At 57.3% G+C, this 16,583-nt stretch carries 20 protein-coding genes; 11 read left to right on the top strand and 9 right to left on the bottom strand.

Going from position 1 to position 16,583, the window contains the following annotated elements:
- The first annotated feature begins 88 nt into the window (after positions 1-88).
- From osmE to chbG, 8 genes are all read left to right on the top strand, one after another.
- Positions 89-427, top strand: a complete 339-nt coding sequence (osmE, locus tag ABLV04_RS23450) for an osmotically-inducible lipoprotein OsmE (RefSeq protein ID WP_023289302.1) — start codon at positions 89-91, stop codon at positions 425-427.
- A gap of 278 nt (positions 428-705) precedes the next feature.
- The gene (chbB, locus tag ABLV04_RS23445; protein ID WP_002901547.1) at positions 706-1,026 is read left to right on the top strand and encodes a PTS N,N'-diacetylchitobiose transporter subunit IIB; all 321 of its coding nucleotides are present in this window, start codon (positions 706-708) and stop codon (positions 1,024-1,026) included.
- A 19-nt stretch (positions 1,027-1,045) separates the two neighbouring features.
- Positions 1,046-1,162 (top strand): hypothetical protein, encoded by a 117-nt coding sequence (locus tag ABLV04_RS23440; RefSeq protein WP_032429133.1) that lies wholly within the window; start codon positions 1,046-1,048, stop codon positions 1,160-1,162.
- Positions 1,163-1,173: 11 nt separating this feature from the next.
- Positions 1,174-2,532, top strand: coding sequence for a PTS N,N'-diacetylchitobiose transporter subunit IIC (gene chbC, locus ABLV04_RS23435; protein WP_004203823.1), 1,359 nt, complete (start codon positions 1,174-1,176; stop codon positions 2,530-2,532).
- Between the two features lie 53 nt (positions 2,533-2,585).
- The gene (gene chbA / locus ABLV04_RS23430) at positions 2,586-2,933 is read left to right on the top strand and encodes a PTS N,N'-diacetylchitobiose transporter subunit IIA (RefSeq protein WP_023289303.1); all 348 of its coding nucleotides are present in this window, start codon (positions 2,586-2,588) and stop codon (positions 2,931-2,933) included.
- Positions 2,934-2,960: 27 nt separating this feature from the next.
- Entirely contained in the window at positions 2,961-3,785 is an 825-nt protein-coding gene (gene chbR / locus ABLV04_RS23425) for a transcriptional regulator ChbR (RefSeq protein ID WP_004203825.1), read from the top strand.
- A gap of 110 nt (positions 3,786-3,895) precedes the next feature.
- Positions 3,896-5,242: a 6-phospho-beta-glucosidase gene (locus tag ABLV04_RS23420; protein ID WP_044522424.1), complete on the top strand. Its 1,347-nt coding sequence runs from the start codon at positions 3,896-3,898 to the stop codon at positions 5,240-5,242.
- Positions 5,243-5,254: 12 nt separating this feature from the next.
- Positions 5,255-6,013, top strand: a complete 759-nt coding sequence (gene chbG / locus ABLV04_RS23415) for a chitin disaccharide deacetylase (protein ID WP_023289305.1) — start codon at positions 5,255-5,257, stop codon at positions 6,011-6,013.
- Positions 6,014-6,069: 56 nt separating this feature from the next.
- On the opposite strand, the gene katE is transcribed toward chbG, so the two are convergent.
- Complete coding sequence (gene katE, locus ABLV04_RS23410; protein ID WP_023289306.1) at positions 6,070-8,328, bottom strand: catalase HPII; 2,259 nt, start codon at positions 8,326-8,328, stop codon at positions 6,070-6,072.
- A 190-nt stretch (positions 8,329-8,518) separates the two neighbouring features.
- Here katE and cedA point away from each other — a divergent pair, with 190 nt between their 5' ends.
- Entirely contained in the window at positions 8,519-8,773 is a 255-nt protein-coding gene (gene cedA, locus ABLV04_RS23405) for a cell division activator CedA (RefSeq protein ID WP_008807754.1), read from the top strand.
- 57 nt (positions 8,774-8,830) lie between these two features.
- Here cedA and ABLV04_RS23400 read toward each other — a convergent pair whose 3' ends face one another.
- The 4 genes from ABLV04_RS23400 to hxpB form a co-directional block, all read right to left on the bottom strand.
- Positions 8,831-10,222: an L-cystine transporter gene (locus ABLV04_RS23400; protein WP_147733771.1), complete on the bottom strand. Its 1,392-nt coding sequence runs from the start codon at positions 10,220-10,222 to the stop codon at positions 8,831-8,833.
- Positions 10,223-10,357: 135 nt separating this feature from the next.
- On the bottom strand, positions 10,358-10,948 hold the full coding sequence (locus ABLV04_RS23395) for a metal-dependent hydrolase (RefSeq protein ID WP_023289309.1): 591 nt from the start codon (positions 10,946-10,948) through the stop codon (positions 10,358-10,360).
- 91 nt (positions 10,949-11,039) lie between these two features.
- Entirely contained in the window at positions 11,040-11,801 is a 762-nt protein-coding gene (kduD, locus tag ABLV04_RS23390; protein ID WP_032452531.1) for a 2-dehydro-3-deoxy-D-gluconate 5-dehydrogenase KduD, read from the bottom strand.
- A gap of 149 nt (positions 11,802-11,950) precedes the next feature.
- A complete protein-coding gene (hxpB, locus tag ABLV04_RS23385; protein WP_147733772.1) occupies positions 11,951-12,619 on the bottom strand; it encodes a hexitol phosphatase HxpB in 669 nt (222 codons plus the stop codon).
- Positions 12,620-12,807: 188 nt separating this feature from the next.
- Between hxpB and ABLV04_RS23380 the strand changes: the two genes are divergently transcribed.
- The gene (locus ABLV04_RS23380) at positions 12,808-13,344 is read left to right on the top strand and encodes a YniB family protein (RefSeq protein ID WP_023283571.1); all 537 of its coding nucleotides are present in this window, start codon (positions 12,808-12,810) and stop codon (positions 13,342-13,344) included.
- Between the two features lie 29 nt (positions 13,345-13,373).
- Here the strand turns inward: ABLV04_RS23380 and yciA are convergent, their stop codons facing one another.
- The 4 genes from yciA to ABLV04_RS23360 all read right to left on the bottom strand — a co-directional run bounded on the left by yciA (position 13,374) and on the right by ABLV04_RS23360 (position 15,656).
- Positions 13,374-13,772, bottom strand: coding sequence for an acyl-CoA thioester hydrolase YciA (gene yciA / locus ABLV04_RS23375; RefSeq protein ID WP_110237531.1), 399 nt, complete (start codon positions 13,770-13,772; stop codon positions 13,374-13,376).
- A gap of 107 nt (positions 13,773-13,879) precedes the next feature.
- Positions 13,880-14,419: a septation protein A gene (locus ABLV04_RS23370; RefSeq protein WP_004203842.1), complete on the bottom strand. Its 540-nt coding sequence runs from the start codon at positions 14,417-14,419 to the stop codon at positions 13,880-13,882.
- A gap of 54 nt (positions 14,420-14,473) precedes the next feature.
- Positions 14,474-15,217, bottom strand: coding sequence for a YciC family protein (locus tag ABLV04_RS23365; protein WP_023289311.1), 744 nt, complete (start codon positions 15,215-15,217; stop codon positions 14,474-14,476).
- Between the two features lie 25 nt (positions 15,218-15,242).
- On the bottom strand, positions 15,243-15,656 hold the full coding sequence (locus ABLV04_RS23360) for a YkgJ family cysteine cluster protein (protein WP_023289312.1): 414 nt from the start codon (positions 15,654-15,656) through the stop codon (positions 15,243-15,245).
- A 269-nt stretch (positions 15,657-15,925) separates the two neighbouring features.
- On the opposite strand from ABLV04_RS23360, the gene ompW reads away from it, so the two are divergent.
- Positions 15,926-16,564, top strand: coding sequence for an outer membrane protein OmpW (ompW, locus tag ABLV04_RS23355; protein ID WP_048334791.1), 639 nt, complete (start codon positions 15,926-15,928; stop codon positions 16,562-16,564).
- Positions 16,565-16,583: the final 19 nt, after the last annotated feature.

The following is a 16,583-nucleotide window of genomic DNA, read 5'->3' as shown; positions in this document are numbered from 1 at the left end:
ACAATCAGACATGATTTCGCTGTTCGGCTTGAAAAATAACACTATTTATTCCAAGCTTATCGTTACACAGTGGAAGAGAGGAACCAAAATGAACAAAAGCTTAGCAGGAATACTGGGCGTCACCGTCGCGTTAACCTTACTCGCGGGCTGTACCGCTTACGATCGTACCAAAGACCAGTTTACCCAGCCGGTGGTGAAAGATGTGAAGAAAGGAATGTCGCGTGAGCAGGTGATGCAGATCGCTGGCAAACCTTCAACGGAAGTGACGATGGTCCATGCCCGCGGCACCTGCCAGACCTATATCCTCGGTCAACGAGATGGTAAAGTGGAGACCTACTTTGTGGCCCTCGACGAAACGGGGCACGTGATGAACTCCGGCTACCAGACCTGCGCTGAGTATGATACGGATCCGCGCAACGCTAAGTAAGCGCCCTACTGTTGACTGAGTTGTACGTAAGCCCGACCACTGGTCGGGCTTTTTTGTGAGTCCTGATGCTTATTTAATTGCGCGAATTATTTGGATGAAAATGTGAGGGTAGTCAAAACCGGAGGTCAATGAGAGACAATTCTGTTCAACAGGGAATTATCACGACGGCTCAGGTTGCCGTATACTCAACCCATAAACAGAATTAACCGGATGTTACCAGTCTTACCGGCTCTCAGCGGTTACTGAAGGCCCTGGTCTCACACATTGAGGAAGCGTTCATGGAAAAGAAACACATTTATCTGTTCTGCTCGGCAGGCATGTCCACGTCACTGCTGGTCTCCAAAATGCGGGCGCAGGCGGAAAAATACGAAGTCCCGGTCATTATTGAAGCCTATCCTGAGACTCTCGCGGGTGAAAAGGGACCGGAAGCCGACGTTGTATTATTAGGGCCACAAATTGCGTATATGTTACCGGAAATTCAGCGCCTGCTGCCGAATAAACCGGTAGAAGTCATCGATTCTCTTCTGTATGGCAAGGTGGATGGTTTAGGGGTATTGAAAGCCGCCGTCGCGGCCATTAAGAAAGCTGCAGCACAATAATTTTAAATTTTAAAACTCGATATATTTTGACGCCTGGCGGCATCCCGTTGCCGGACGTCAAAGAATAAAGAGTTTATTTTCCCGTCAAAGAGTAATTTCATACATCATCGCCGTAATAGTTTATTGCGGCTTTTAAGGGTATTGACTATGAGTAAAGTGATCGACTCGCTTGAAAAGGTACTCCTTCCTTTTGCAGTGAAAATAGGAAAGCAGCCGCATATTAATGCGATTAAAAATGGATTCATTAAATTAATGCCGTTGACCCTCGCCGGGGCCATGTTTGTATTAATTAACAACGTTTTTCTGAGCTTCGGCGAAGGCTCTTTCTTTTATTCCATGGGCATTCGCCTGGATGCCTCCACCATTGAAACCTTAAACGGTTTTAAGGCTATCGGCGGTAACGTCTATAACGGCACCCTCGGCATTATGTCGCTGATGGCGCCATTCTTTATTGGCTCCGCGCTGGCGGAAGAGCGCAAAGTCGACCCGATGGCCGCAGGCCTGTTGGCGGTCGCGGCCTTCATGACCGTGACCCCGTATAGCGTGGGCGAAGCCTATGCCGTCGGCGCCAACTGGCTGGGCGGGCAGAACATCATCTCCGGCATGATTATCGGTCTGGTCGTCGCGGAGCTGTTCACCTTCGTGATCCGTCGCAACTGGGTGATCAGACTGCCGGACAGCGTGCCGGGGTCGGTATCGCGCTCTTTCTCCGCGCTGATCCCTGGCTTCTTGATCCTCTCCATCTTCGGCATTATCTCGTGGGCCCTGTCGAGCTACGGCAGCAACTTCCACCAGATCATCATGGACTCCATCTCTACGCCGCTGGCGGCGATGGGCAGCGTGGTCGGCTGGGCATACGTCATCTTTAACTCCCTGCTGTGGTTCTTCGGGGTGCACGGTTCGCTGGCGCTGACCGCGCTGGATAACGGCATCATGACGCCATGGGCGCTGGAAAACATCGCGCTGTACAACCAGTACGGATCGGTTGATGCGGCGATCGAAGCGGGTAAACAGTTCCACTTCTGGGCCAAGCCGATGCTCGACTCCTACATCCTGCTGGGGGGTTCCGGGGCGACGCTGGGTCTGATCATCGCCATCTTTATCGCTTCCCGTCGCGCTGACCATCGTCAGGTTGCGAAGCTGGCGCTGCCGTCAGGCATCTTCCAGATTAACGAACCGATTCTGTTTGGCCTGCCGATCATCATGAACCCGGTCATGTTCATCCCGTTCGTGCTGGTCCAGCCGATTCTGGCGGCCATTACTCTCGCGGCCTACAGCCTGGGGATTATCCCACCGGTGACCAACCTGGCGCCGTGGACCATGCCAACTGGCCTGGGGGCGTTCTTCAACAGTAACGGCAGCGTCGCCGCTCTGCTGGTCGCCCTGTTCAACCTTGGCGTCTCCACCCTGGTCTACCTGCCGTTTGTGGTGCTGTCGAATAAAGCGCAGACCGTCATCGAGCAGGAAGAGAGCGAAGAAGACATCGCCAACGCACTGAAATTCTGATACCGCGCGGTACGGGCAGCGTCCCGTACCGCCTGAGAAATGAGGGAAATATTATGTTTGATCTGGACAACATCGACGCGGTAGAGACCCCGGAAAACGACCTCGAAGAGGTGGTGATGGGGCTGATTATCAACTCCGGACAAGCCCGTAGCCTGGCCTATGCCGCGCTAAAACAGGCCAAGCAGGGAGATTTTGCCGCGGCGAAATCGATGATGGAGCAGTCGCGTCAGGCGCTGAGCGAGGCGCATCGCGTGCAGACCCAGCTTATCGAAAGCGACGAGGGCGAAGGGAAAATGAAGGTCAGCCTGGTGCTGGTGCATGCTCAGGATCACCTGATGACCTCCATGCTGGCCCGCGAGCTGGTTGCGGAATTGATTGAGCTGCACGAGAAGGTACAATAGGCCATCACGACGATGAGGCAGCCCAGGATGATGACCACCGAGATCAGTACCGCCAGAGAACAGCAGTTGTTCAACGGGAAGAACTTTCATGTGGTCATCTATAACAAAACGGAAAGCGTGAGCGGGCTCCACCAGCATGATTACTACGAATTTACCGTCGTATTAACCGGGCGCTATTACCAGGAGATCAATGGCAAACGGGTGCTGCTGGAGCGCGGGGATTTTGTCTTTATCCCGATGGGCTCGCACCACCAGAGCTTCTACGAATTTGGTGCGACGCGCATCCTTAACGTCGGCATCAGCAGGCGCTTCTTTGAGAAACACTATCTGCCGCTGCTGCCGTTTGGCCTGGTGGCGTCGCAGGTCTATGCCGTGCAGAGCGCTTTTCTCGGCTATATTGAGTCGGTCATCGCCTCACTCAATTTTCGCGAAACGGAATTTGACGAATTTATCGAGCTGGTCTCCTTTTATGTCATTAACCGTTTACGTCACTATCGCGAAGAGCCGGTTGCAGACGTCGTCCCACAATGGTTAAAAAATACCGTTGAGGCCATGCACGATAAACTGGAGTTTGGCGAGAGCGCCCTCGAGAATATGGTTCGGCTATCGGGCAAAACGCAGGAATATTTAACCCGGGCGACCCAGCGCTATTATGGTAAAACGCCGATGCAGATAATTAACGATATCCGTATCAACTTTGCCAAAAAGCAGCTGGAAATTACCAACTATTCGGTGACGGATATTGCCTATGAATCAGGGTACAGCAGCCCGAGCCTGTTTATTAAAACCTTTAAAAAGCTGACCTCGTTTACGCCGAGCAGTTATCGCAAACATTTGACCAGTATTAATTAAACCCGCGCGGTATTAGCCGCCCGGCTTACACCGTAACTAATTTAAGTTAACTGTCCGCATTTATGCGGAGAGCGGCCTGCGCCCAGGCGCAGCGCCTAAGGGAGAAAAAAATGAGCCAGAAATTAAAAGTCGTCACCATTGGCGGCGGTAGCAGCTATACCCCGGAATTACTGGAAGGTTTCCTGAAACGTTATCATGAACTGCCGGTGACAGAGCTGTGGCTGGTGGATGTGGAAGAGGGCCAGGAGAAGCTCGATATTATCCATGCGCTGTGCGAGCGGATGGTGGAAAAAGCCGGCGTGCCGATGAAGGTTTATAAAACGCTGAACCGCCGCGAGGCGCTGCAGGGCGCGGATTTCGTTACCACCCAGCTGCGGGTGGGCCAGCTGAAGGCGCGTGAAAAAGATGAGCGCATCCCGCTGAGCCACGGCTATCTTGGCCAAGAGACCAACGGGGCGGGCGGGCTGTTTAAAGGGCTGCGTACCATCCCGGTGATTTTCGACATCGTGAAAGATGTGCAGGAGATCTGCCCGGACGCATGGATCATTAACTTCACCAACCCGGCGGGCATGGTCACCGAGGCGGTCTATCGCCACACCAGTTTCAAACGCTTTATCGGCGTGTGCAACATTCCCATCGGCATGAAGATGTTCATCACCGACGTGCTGCAGCTCAGCCCGAGCGATGAGCTGAACATTGACCTGTTCGGTCTGAACCACCTGGTGTTCGTCCGCGACGTGCTGGTTAACGGCGTCTCGCGCTTCGATGAACTGCTGGACGGCGTTGCCTCCGGCCGCTTGACCGCGAACTCGGTAAAAAATATCTTCGACCTGCCGTTTAGCGAGGGGCTGATCCGCTCCCTGCGCCTGATCCCATGCTCCTATCTGCTCTATTACTTTAAGCCAAAAGAGATGCTGGCGATTGAGATGGGCGAGTACTATAAGGGCGGCGCGCGCGCCCAGGTGGTGCAGAAGGTGGAGAAGCAGCTGTTCGAGCTGTATAAAAATCCGGATCTCAAGGTCAAGCCGAAGGAGCTGGAGCAGCGCGGCGGCGCCTATTACTCCGATGCCGCTTGCGAAGTGATCAACGCTATCTATAACGACAAGCAGACTGAGCACTATGTGAATATCCCGCATCATGGCCATATCGATAATATCCCGGCGGACTGGGCGGTCGAGATGAGCTGCACCTTAGGTCGCGATGGCGCGAAGCCGACGCCGCGCATCACCCATTTCGACGAGAAGGTGCTGGGGCTTATCTACACCATCAAAGGGTTTGAAGTGGCGGCCAGCCAGGCGGCGATCAGCGGCGAGCTGAACGACGTGCTGCTGGCGCTGAACTTAAGCCCGCTGATCCATTCCGATCGTGACGCCGAGCAGCTGGCGCGGGAGATGATTCTGGCTCATGAAAAATGGCTGCCGAACTTTGCGGCGACGATCGAAAAACTGAAAGCGTAACGGGAGCGGCAAATGGAACGCGTATTGATCGTCAACGCCGACGACTTCGGCCTCAGTAAAGGGCAGAACTACGGCATTATCGAAGCCTGCCGCAACGGCGTGGTGACATCGACTACGGCGCTGGTCAACGGCGCGGCTATTGACCACGCCGCCCAGCTGAGCCGCAGTACGCCGGAGCTGGCGGTCGGGATGCACTTTGTGCTGACGCTGGGCGAACCGCTGTCGGCCATGCCGGGGTTAACCCGCGACGGCCGGCTGGGCAAATGGATCTGGCAGCAGGCGGAAGAAGATACCCTGCCGCTGGAGGAGATTGCCCATGAGCTGGCGTGTCAGTACCGTCGTTTTATCGATCTCTTCGGCCATGAGCCGACGCATCTCGACAGCCATCACCATGTGCATATGATCGCCGCGATCTATCCCATCGTCGCCGCTTTTGCCCGCGATAAAGGCATCGCGTTGCGCATCGATCGCCAGGTGGCGGCGCAGAGCGGTCTCGATCAGCAGGCGGCGCGCAGCAGCGCAGGCTTCAGCAGCGAGTTTTACGGGGAAGCCGTCTCTGAGGCGCTGTTCCTGCAGACGCTGGACGCCTCAATCGCCCGCGAGGAGCGCTCCCTGGAGGTGATGTGTCATCCGGCCTTTGTCGACCAGACCATCATGGGCAGCGCCTACTGCTACCCGCGGCTGGGCGAGCTTGATGTGCTGACCTCTGCCTCGCTGAAAGCGGCGGTGGCCGACCGGGGTTATCGCCTGGGAACCTACCGCGACGTGTAAGCCCGACGGGGGAAAGGAAAGTGAGTCAAGCCCGGCACACCGTGCCGGGCTTTTTGCTACGCCGGAATAGCGGCGATTTTTGGGCTTCTCGACCACACCCGGTGGGCCGTCATCAGGGCGAGCAGTTTATCTGCCGCCGGGGTGTCGAGAGCATCGGTAACGATGACGCCCTCTTCGCCCTGGGCCGGGACCTGGAGAACCGACGTTAACTGCCGCGCATCGCCTGCCAGCAGGATCGGCTTCAGGTGCTTATAGGCCTCCAGCAGGTAGTAGCGCGCATCGCCGCTCTGGCTCAGGGCGCTGAGGTCGCCGCCGGGCACCACCACGGCATCCACCGTCAGCGATGGGGAACCGGCGAAGGTGCCGGCGATCGGCACGGGAGAACCATCGTCGGCGATGACCTCGCCCATCCGCGAATAGAGCAGTTTACTGTGCACGCCCTGGGCCTGTAGCGCCTGCAGGAGATGGACCAGGTCCTGCGCCGAGGTACGCTCATTGAGCAGCACCGCCACCACGCGACCTTTCACATCCCCTTCGGCGTCCGCATAGAGGCTGAGGGTGGGATCTTTCTCCACGCCGTTGACCGGGGAGGGCAGAGTGAGGCTGCGCTGCTCATCGCTCAGTTCAATACCTAAATTCGCCCCGACCGCTTCCGCCAGCCGGGTATCAATATGGGCCAGGTGATCGACCACCCGCTCGCGGATCCAGGTGCGGACCACTTTGCTGAGCTCGAAGCTGAAGCCATCGATAATATGCTGCTGCTCAATCGGCGTCTGGCTCAGCCAGAACAGACGCGGCTGGGCGTAATATTCGCCGAATGAAGGGCTGCGCTGGCGGATCTTCTCACCGTCGACGCGCTCGGCAAGGGACTCGAAACCGCCGCGTTTGGCGGCTGGCGGCGTCTCGCGCGGCCAGTTGTCGTTGATCGAGTTGGGTTCGTAGTTGGCCGGGTTGGTGTCAATCTCCATCCGGTGCATACCGTCGCGCTGGAAGTTGTGATACGGGCAGGTTGGCCGGTTGATCGGGATTTCATGGAAATTCGGTCCGCCGAGGCGGCTAATCTGCGTATCGGTGTAGGAGAAGAGACGTCCCTGCAGCAGCGGATCGTTGCTGAAATCGATGCCCGGTACGATATGCCCGGGATGGAAGGCCGCCTGTTCGTTCTCGGCAAAGAAGTTGTCCGGGTTGCGGTTGAGGACCATTTTGCCGACCCGTTGCACCGGCACCAGCGCCTCAGGGATCAGCTTGGTGGGATCTAACAGGTCGAAGTCAAAATCAAATTCGTTCTCCTCGGGGATCAGCTGCAGCCCGAGCTCAAATTCCGGGTAGTCCCCGGCTTCAATGGCCTCCCACAGGTCGCGGCGATGAAAATCGGGGTCACGGCCGGTCAGCTTCTGCGCTTCATCCCACACCAGCGACGCCTTGCCGGCGACCGGTTTCCAGTGGAAGCGAACAAAGGTGGCTTTGCCCTCGGCATTGATCAGGCGGAAGGTGTGGATCCCGAAGCCTTCCATGGTGCGATAGCTGCGCGGGATGCCGCGATCGGACATCGCCCACATCACGTTGTGCAGCGTTTCCGGCTGCAGGGAAACGTAGTCCCAGAAGGTGTCGTGAGCGCTTTGTCCCTGGGGTATGGCCCAGTGGGGCTCAGGCTTCACGGCGTGGACAAAGTCGGGAAACTTCAGCGCGTCCTGAATGAAGAAGACCGGGGTGTTGTTGCCGACGAGGTCAAAAATCCCCTCGTCGGTGTAAAACTTGGTGGCGAAGCCGCGAATATCGCGAACGGTGTCCGCCGACCCCGCGCCGCCCTGCACGGTGGAGAAGCGCACAAAGACCGGGGTGATTTTATCGGCTGCCGAGAGAAAATCGGCTTTGGTCAACGCTGTCAGACTTTTGTAGGGCTGGAAGTAACCGTGGGCCGCTGAGCCGCGGGCATGTACGATACGCTCCGGAATTCGCTCATGGTCGAAGTGGGTGATCTTCTCCCGCAGAATGAAATCTTCCAGCAGCGTTGGGCCGCGGGCACCGGCGCGCAGCGAGTTCTGATCGTCGGCAATGCGCACGCCCTGGTTGGTGGTCAGCGGATAGTCTTCTCCGCCTTTGCGCTGCGGCTCCAGGGCGTCAAGTTTGCTGCTGTGGGTATCAGGCGCTTTCAGGCTGCCAGGGGCGGTCGGTTCAGCGCCAGGGGCGGTGGGTTTCGGCGTGGGGCGCCACTCCCGATCATCCGGCGCCAGCGAGTCGAGACCCGGCTGCGCTTCCTCGCTGCCGTGAACCGGTGCCTGCTGGTGGTGCGGGTTTGGGTGCTTATCAGACATTGCTCGTCTCCTGCTTTCATTGCTAAAAGTGGTCGTTGATAAACCAAAACCCTTCTAACTATAGAACATTACGCTGGCTGCGCCCGGCGAGGGGGCAGGGAGTTATCCTAAAATGCGCATCGGCGGCAGGGGGGCGACGAACGGGGGCACGATCGGCTATGATAGAGGTTTCTGTTTCCCGCTTTGCTTAGTGAATCCATTTGTTATGAAACCATTGCGCCAACAAAATCGCCCTGTCATTAGCTACGTGCCGCGCGTGGAGCCTGCGCCCCCGGAACATGCCGTGAAAATGGACCATTTTCGCGATGTCTGGATTTTGCGCGGGAAGTATGTCGCCTTTCTGCTGATGGGGGAGCATTTCCGCCGTTCACCGGCGTTCAGCGTGCCGGAGTCGGCGCAGCGCTGGGCTAACCAGGTGCGTCAGGAAGGTGAGATTGAAGCCTGAATCTGCTGCAGAAATAAAAAAACCGCTGATTATCAGCGGTTTTTTTGTGCTTACCGTTTAGCGATGCGCCAGTTCGGCCTCTTCTTCGCTATCGAAAATCGACTTGTCGGTCTGGCGCAGCCACTGGCTGGTCAGCGTCCCGGCGGTCATGGAGCCGTTAACGTTCAGCGCGGTACGCCCCATATCGATCAGGGGTTCGACGGAGATCAGCAGCGCCACGAGGGTCACCGGCAGGCCCATCGCCGGCAGGACGATCAGCGCGGCGAAGGTGGCCCCGCCGCCCACCCCGGCGACGCCCGCCGAGCTGACGGTGACGATGCCCACAAGGGTGGCAATCCACATCGGATCCAGCGGGTTGATGCCTACGGTCGGTGCGACCATCACCGCCAACATGGCTGGGTAGATACCGGCGCAGCCGTTCTGACCAATGGTGGCGCCAAAGGAGGCGGAGAAGCTGGCAATCGACTCCGGTACGCCGAGACGACGGGTCTGCGCTTCCACGTTCAGCGGAATGGAGGCGGCGCTGGAGCGGCTGGTGAAGGCGAAGGTGATCACCGGCCAGACTTTACGGAAGTACTTCAGCGGGCTGATGCCGTTAATCGCCAGCAGCAGGCCGTGAACGACAAACATGATGCCCAGCGCGATGTACGAGGCCACCACGAAGCCGCCAAGCTTGATGATATCCTGTAGATTCGACCCGGCAACCACTTTGGTCATCAGCGCCAGCACGCCGTAAGGGGTCAGCTGCATCACCAGACGAACCAGCTTCATCACCCAGCCCTGCAGGGTATCGATGGCGGTCAGTACGCGCTGGCCTTTTTCCACATCCTCTTTCAGCAGCTTCAGGGCTGCGACGCCGAGGAAGGCCGAGAAAATGACGATGCTGATGATCGAGGTCGGGTTAGCCCCGGTGAGGTCAGCAAACGGGTTCTTCGGCACGAAGGAGAGGATCAGCTGCGGAACGCTGAGATCGGCCACTTTACCCACATAGTTGCTCTGAATGGCGTTCAGACGGGCGGTCTCCGCGCTGCCCTGGACCAGCCCCTCGGCGGTGAGGCCGAATATGTTGGTCACCAGCACGCCAACCAGGGCGGCGATCAGGGTGGTGAACAGCAGAGTACCGATGCTCAGGAAACTGATTTTCCCCAGCTGCGAGGCATTGTGCAGGCGGGCCACGGCGCTAAGGATTGACGCGAAGACCAGCGGCATAACGATCATTTGCAGCAGCTGGACATAACCGTTGCCGACGATATTGAACCACTGGATGGAGTCTTTCAGCACCTGGCTGTCAGACCCATAGATCAGCTGTAGCGCCAGACCGAAGATCACGCCAATCGCCAGGCCGACCAGGACCTTCCTGGCCAGGCTCCACTGTTTATGGCGAGTTTGCCCCAGCGCAAACAGCAATACGGCGAACACGACTACGTTCGCTATTAATGGAAAGTTCATCCCCGTTCTCCTGATATTTTTATAACCTGGGCTGGTGGATAACCAGCTCTTATGACCGCAAGGTTAGCAGAAGGCGTTATCAAGGACTTATATTCAAATGGAATGGGTTATAACCAAATGGCGTTTTCTGCCGGTTTATCGCCCACTCTGGTGACTTATGAAGCGATTGAAGGTGATCTGCAGGGAATTAATCACCCCGGAAGACCAGCGTATCGCGCTGTTGTCCGCCAGCGTCTGCGGCATCCAGACGGCATAGACGAACAGCGCCATGCATAAGGCGCGCTCCAGCTGGTTGCCTTTGCGCGGCGCAAGGATCGGCAGCCGGAAGCGCCAGCGACACGGCCATAGCAGCGGCACTCCGGCGGGGGTGAGCATATCGGCGAGAATGTGGCTGAGATAGCCCAGCACCAGGCCCTGGAGGGCGTCCGCCGGGACAATCCAGCTGTCAGGCACCTTGAGGTAGAATAGCGTCAGCGCGCCAAACACCGCCAGCAGGCTGTGGGTGAAGCCGCGGTGGCCAAAGGCCCGCGCCACGGGCCTGGAGATCCAGCTCAGCCGCTGGCCAAGAAACGACTTTGGGTGGTCGATGTCAGGCAGCAGGCAGGTCAAGACCGCGGAGGGCACAATATGCCACCAGTCGCCCTGCGCCAGCACCGGCGTTAACTCTGCGTTTTTGGCAAATACTGCGCAGGCGATTGAAAAGAAGAGATGGCCTTCCGCCGTCATGATAACACACCCTAAACTGTCGATTCATACAGTATAGGGTTTTTATACAGTGCACGGAAGAGGTGACGGTGTAACTCTTTGTCACAAATTCTCAGCGCGCCAGCCATCCGCCGTCGACGGCCAGGGTATAGCCATGAATATAGTCGGCGGCGGACGAGGCGAGAAACACCGCCGGCCCCTGCAGGTCACCCGGCACCCCCCAGCGACCGGCGGGGATACGCTCAAGGATTGCCTGGTTACGCTCTTCATCTTCGCGCAGCGCCTGGGTGTTATTAGTGGCCATATACCCGGGCGCAATGGCGTTGACGTTGATACCCTGACCAGCCCATTCGTTGGCCAGCAGGCGGGTCAGGCCCAGCACGCCGCTTTTCGAGGCGGTATAAGAGGGGACGCGGATCCCGCCCTGAAACGAGAGCATCGAGGCGATGTTAATAATTTTCCCGCCTTCACCCTGGCGAATGAACTGCCTGGCGACCGCCTGGCAGAGGAAGAAAACCGCTTTCAAATTCAGATCGATGACCGCGTCCCAGTCGCTTTCCGTGAAGGTCAGGGCGTCATGGCGGCGGATAATCCCGGCGTTGTTAACCAGAATATCGACCCGGCCCATCGCTGCTACCGCCTGGTCGACCAGAACGGTCATATCATCCTGATGGCTGAGATCCGCCTGAATGGCATGAAAGCGGCGGCCCAGCGCCTCAACCTGCGCGGCCGTGTCGTGGGGAATTTTGCGGTTGATGCCGACGATATCGCATCCGGCCTGCGCCAGGCCCAGCGTCATTCCCTGTCCCAGGCCGGTATCGCAACCGGTCACGATGGCGACCTTACCCGTCAGGTCGAAGGCGTTCAGTACCATATTCACCTCTGCGTGCTGATCTTCAGGCGTACGATGACGCCACCTGTGCCCAGCATAGAGGCAGGAAAACAAAATTACAATTAAAATGAAACGCTGTTTTGATTTTATTGCCGGCGGCGTGACGGCGATCGCGTCAGCCGCCAGCGGCCTTACCCGAGCAGCGCCTCGACGGTCAGGGCCTGCAGTGACGGCAGCTTGACGTCCGCCAGCACAAAGCGCGGGTCGCGGCTGTTCTCCACTTCCGGCACCACGATAGCGCGCATGCGTGCAGCTTTGCTGGCGATCATGCCGTTGACCGAGTCCTCCAGCGCGACGCAGCGCTGTGGGTCGACCCCGAGGGCGGCGGCGCAGTTGAGATACACCTGCGGGTGCGGTTTGCTCCAGGGCAGATGCTCCGCCGAGGCGAGGGCATCAAACTGATCGCGCAGCTCGAACATATTGAGCACTTTCTCCAGCATCACCAGCGGCGAGGCTGAGGCCAGCCCAACCTTCAACCCCTGGGCTTTACACAGGGCCACCGCCTCGCGCACCCCCGGCAGCAGCGGACGTGAGGCTTCCACCAGTTCGATGGCGCGACGGATAATGCGCGCGGTGGCTTCCGCGCGGTCCACGCCGCGCCACGGCTGCTGGGCGTACCACAGATCCACCACCAGGTCGATTCGCAGACCCAGCAGGTCGGGCAGTTCATCGCGGCGGCGGGTATCCACCCCCAGGCTCTCCATGACCTCGACCTCCGCCTGATCCCAAAGCGGCTCAGAGTCAATCAGCAACCCGTCCATATCAAAAATCGCAGCCTCAATGCGGCGCTTCGCTGACATATGTCCTTCTCCTGTTGCGTAATCAGATAAACGAATCGGCATTCATGGTATATCATACCGCGCATTATTGGGCGAAATTCGCCGTGGAAGATAGACTTATACCCGACACATTCGGGTAAGCGAGGAGCGCCTGCGCCACGCAACGGGCGGCAGGCGAACCACTAACGCGTCTTTAACAAGGGGAACTCATGACGTACCAACAAGCTGGACGCATTGCGGTCATCAAACGTATTTTGGGATGGGTCATCTTTATTCCCGCCGTGCTGTCGACGCTGATTTCTGTCCTCAAATTTATGTATGAGCACAGTGAAAAGAAACCCGGCATTGATGCGGTAATGATGGATTTTGCGCACGTCATGATTGAGATGATGCGCTTTAACACGCCGTTCCTGAACTTTTTCTGGTACAACTCACCGCTGCCGGATTTCCACCACAGCCTGAACATCGGCTTCTGGATTATCTTCATTCTGGTGTTCGTCGGTATGGCGCTGCAGGCCTCCGGCGCGCGGATGGCGCGGCAGGCGAAATTTCTCCGCGAGGGGATTGAGGATCAGCTGATCCTCGAGCAGGCGAAAGGCGCGGAAGGGTTAACTCGCGAGCAGCTCGCCGAACGCATTGTGGTGCCGCGACATACGATCCTGGTGCAGTATTTCCCGCTGTACGTGCTGCCGGTGATCGTGATTGTCATCGGCTACTTCTTCTTCTCGCTGCTGGGCTTTCTCTAAGCCAGGTGCCCGGTTAGCCGGGCGCCATCTTATTCCGCCGGCAGAGGGCGTGATTTACCCTGATTATCGACGGCAACGTAGATAAACAGCGCTTCCGTCGCCTTGTAGCGCTGGCCAATCGGTTCTGAAGAGACTTTTTTCACCCACACTTCGATGTTGATGGTCACCGAGGTATTGCCGCGCTTCACGCAGCGGGCATAGCAGCACACCACGTCGCCGACGGCCACCGGGCGTAAAAAGGTCATCCCATCCACGCGCACGGTCACCACGCGACCCTGGGCGATCTCTTTGGCCATAATGGCGCCGCCGATATCCATCTGCGACATCAGCCAGCCGCCAAAAATATCCCCGTTGGCATTAGTATCCGCCGGCATTGCCAGGGTGCGTAAAACCATTTCGCCCTTCGGGGCGAGATCTGTTGTTGTCATGCTCTACTCTGTTGTGGTCAAAGACGATCAGCGGGATGCTACTATGAAAACGGCGGAGAGAGAATAGGGGATAGCGCCCGCGGAGGCGGGCGCAGGCTGCCGGGGAATTAGTGGTGGTCGTCCTGCGGCATATGGCGGTAGATGTAGATCCCGCTCAGCAAGGTAAAGACCAGCGTGAGAGCGGTTAAACCGAAGACCTTAAAGTTAACCCAGATATTCTGCGGCAACCAGAAGGCGATATAGATATTAGCCAGCCCACAGAGGATAAAAAACGCCGCCCACGCCAGGTTTAGACGCGACCAGACCTGCTGCGGCAGGGTCAGCTCTTTACCCAGCATGCGCTGGATAAGCGGCTTTTTCATTACCCACTGGCTGAACAGCAGCGCGCCGGCGAACAGCGCATAGATCACCGTCACCTTCCATTTAATAAACTCATCATTGTGGAAGAAGAGCGTTAATCCGCCGAAGACGGCCACCAGCACGAAGGTGATCAGCGCCATTTTTTCGATTTTACGGTAGCGCACCCAGCTGTAGATCAGCACGATGGCGGTCGCCACAATCAGCGCCGTGGTAGCGGCGTAGATATCGTAAAGCTTGTAGAAGGCGAAGAAGACCACCAGCGGTAAAAAATCCAGAAACTGCTTCATACATCGATCCCGTCTGTCAGGACGGACCGGGAAATTCCCCGGTCCAGGTTAAAATTAGCTACGGATAAGCATATACACGCGGAATAAATAGATCAGCAACAGGGCGGAAATCAGGTTGCTGATGGTGTTGATGACCACCGCGCCGACGTTCGGCGTCAGCACGGCAAAGCTGGAAGCGAACAGCAGCAGCAGGGTTTTCGCCACCAGCCAGCCGATAATGGCCGGCGCCACCAGCCGCAAATTGGCCCAGGCCAGACGCATGCTGCTGCGCATGGCGCTGAGGATGCCCATTTTGTCCTGCACCAGCATGATCGGCGCAAAGGCCAGCACAATGGCCAACAGGACGCCGGGCACCAGCACTAACATCATCCCCATCTGCACCAGGAAGGTGGTGAAGAGGATCAACAGCAGCAGCTTCGGCAGCACCGGCGCCGAGGCGCCGATAGCGCGCAGAGCGCTGACGCGATGACCGGCAGAGACCAGCTGGATGAGCAGCAGGACGCCGCCGGCGAGGATCGCATTGCCCACCAGACCCGAGAAGGTCGATGCCGCCGAGGCGCGCAGCAGAACCTGCTGCTGCTCCGGCGTCATATTCTGCACCAGTTCGAACAGGCCTGCGCTACCGGCGAGGTTGTCGCCTTCGCTGAGTATCGACAGCTGCTCGTCGCTGGGTGAAAAGGCATGGCCAAGTACTACCGTAATGAACGCGCACAACAGCGCAATCAGCAAAATGGTAATGAACTGATTACGAAAAAAATTCCCGGTGTCACGGTAGACGGACTTCGCCGTGATAGACATGCATTCTCCTTGAGTGTCGCAGGTGTTAACTAGCCGGCGATTGTACCGCAAATCGTTCCGTCGTAGCACTCTCTGCGCCGGTCAGGGCAGGTATATCTTTGTAAAGAGGCCGCAATGGCGGCAGGCCATAGCGCGCTCGCGCCCGGTTGCAGGCGTCGTTTTCCTCGCCATCTTCCCCGGACATGGCGAATTCGCGACATGGCGAGGGACGGTTTTCATAGATAGTGCAGTGGACGGCGTCGCCGATTTCGCCCGATAGCGCCGCGCAGCGGCCCTGGCGTTGGTTGGTGCCGCTCATGCAGCGCAGGAAAGGGGTTAGCGGCTCGGTCAGCGCGGAGGGCACCAGGCCGCCCGCATCGTCGGCTTCCGCCCAGTAGAAAGAGACACGAAAATACGCACAACAGGCACCGCACGTCATGCACGGGTTGATTTCACTCATAATTACACCTGAAAAAAACGCATCAACACAGATTGTCGGCAGTTAACTTATCCAGCCGCCTCAGCGGCGGCAAGAGGGGCAGAAATAATTTTTTTCGCGAAAAGTGAAAATTGATGTGTGAAGGATTCAGCGTATTGCGATCGGTATCAAAAATTAATCTGGATCAATAAATGTTAAATCTAAGGTTTTAGTGTGATCTAAAACAGATCAAACGTAACTCGTTATAGGTATATTTGGCCGCGCTGAAAAACCATAATGAGGAAGTGGACATGAAGAAGTTAGCAGCGGCGGCATTAATTCTAAGCACTCTTTCCACCGGCAGCGTCTGGGCGCATGAAGCGGGTGAATTTTTCATTCGCGCCGGGACCGCCACCGTCCGACCGACGGAGGGCTCTGACAATGTGTTAGGCAGCCTGGGCGGTTTCAACGTCAGTAACAACACTCAGTTGGGTTTAACCTTTACCTATATGGCGACCGATAACATCGGCGTGGAACTGCTGGCGGCAACGCCGTTCCGCCATAAGGTTGGTACCGGGCCCACCGGCACCATCGCCACCGTCCATCAGTTGCCACCCACCCTGATGGCGCAGTGGTACTTTGGCGATGCGCAAAGCAAGGTGCGCCCTTACGTGGGGGCGGGGATTAACTACACCACCTTCTTTAATGAAGACTTTAACGATAACGGCAAGGCGGCCGGGCTTTCCGATCTGAGCCTGAAGGACTCCTGGGGCGCGGCAGGGCAGGTCGGCCTCGATTACCTGATTAACCGTGACTGGCTGCTGAATATGTCGGTGTGGTACATGGATATCGATACCGATGTGAAATTCAAAGCCAACGGCGTGGACCAGAAAGTCAGCACCCGTCTGGATCCGTGGGTGTTTATGTTCTCCGCAGGCTATCGGTTCTAAATTCTTCTGCAAAACTCCT

The sequence above is a fragment of the Klebsiella sp. JN_Kp127 genome (assembly GCF_040062505.1).
Taxonomy (GTDB): domain Bacteria; phylum Pseudomonadota; class Gammaproteobacteria; order Enterobacterales; family Enterobacteriaceae; genus Klebsiella; species Klebsiella quasipneumoniae.
The sequence above is the reverse complement of the archived record's forward strand: the minus strand, read 5'-3'. Positions and strand labels throughout refer to the sequence as shown.

Excerpts from the sequence above, each read along its gene's own strand:
- osmE (WP_023289302.1), top strand. The coding sequence starts at position 89 with ATGAACAAAAGCTTAGCAGGAATACTGGGCGTCACCGTCGCGTTAACC.
- chbB (WP_002901547.1), top strand. The coding sequence starts at position 706 with ATGGAAAAGAAACACATTTATCTGTTCTGCTCGGCAGGCATGTCCACG.
- chbC (WP_004203823.1), top strand. The coding sequence starts at position 1,174 with ATGAGTAAAGTGATCGACTCGCTTGAAAAGGTACTCCTTCCTTTTGCA.
- chbA (WP_023289303.1), top strand. The coding sequence starts at position 2,586 with ATGTTTGATCTGGACAACATCGACGCGGTAGAGACCCCGGAAAACGAC.
- chbR (WP_004203825.1), top strand. The coding sequence starts at position 2,961 with ATGATGACCACCGAGATCAGTACCGCCAGAGAACAGCAGTTGTTCAAC.
- ABLV04_RS23420 (WP_044522424.1), top strand. The coding sequence starts at position 3,896 with ATGAGCCAGAAATTAAAAGTCGTCACCATTGGCGGCGGTAGCAGCTAT.
- chbG (WP_023289305.1), top strand. The coding sequence starts at position 5,255 with ATGGAACGCGTATTGATCGTCAACGCCGACGACTTCGGCCTCAGTAAA.
- katE (WP_023289306.1), bottom strand. The coding sequence starts at position 8,328 with ATGTCTGATAAGCACCCAAACCCGCACCACCAGCAGGCACCGGTTCAC.
- ABLV04_RS23400 (WP_147733771.1), bottom strand. The coding sequence starts at position 10,222 with ATGAACTTTCCATTAATAGCGAACGTAGTCGTGTTCGCCGTATTGCTG.
- ABLV04_RS23395 (WP_023289309.1), bottom strand. The coding sequence starts at position 10,948 with ATGACGGCGGAAGGCCATCTCTTCTTTTCAATCGCCTGCGCAGTATTT.
- kduD (WP_032452531.1), bottom strand. The coding sequence starts at position 11,801 with ATGGTACTGAACGCCTTCGACCTGACGGGTAAGGTCGCCATCGTGACC.
- hxpB (WP_147733772.1), bottom strand. The coding sequence starts at position 12,619 with ATGTCAGCGAAGCGCCGCATTGAGGCTGCGATTTTTGATATGGACGGG.
- ABLV04_RS23380 (WP_023283571.1), top strand. The coding sequence starts at position 12,808 with ATGACGTACCAACAAGCTGGACGCATTGCGGTCATCAAACGTATTTTG.
- yciA (WP_110237531.1), bottom strand. The coding sequence starts at position 13,772 with ATGACAACAACAGATCTCGCCCCGAAGGGCGAAATGGTTTTACGCACC.
- ABLV04_RS23370 (WP_004203842.1), bottom strand. The coding sequence starts at position 14,419 with ATGAAGCAGTTTCTGGATTTTTTACCGCTGGTGGTCTTCTTCGCCTTC.
- ABLV04_RS23365 (WP_023289311.1), bottom strand. The coding sequence starts at position 15,217 with ATGTCTATCACGGCGAAGTCCGTCTACCGTGACACCGGGAATTTTTTT.
- ABLV04_RS23360 (WP_023289312.1), bottom strand. The coding sequence starts at position 15,656 with ATGAGTGAAATCAACCCGTGCATGACGTGCGGTGCCTGTTGTGCGTAT.
- ompW (WP_048334791.1), top strand. The coding sequence starts at position 15,926 with ATGAAGAAGTTAGCAGCGGCGGCATTAATTCTAAGCACTCTTTCCACC.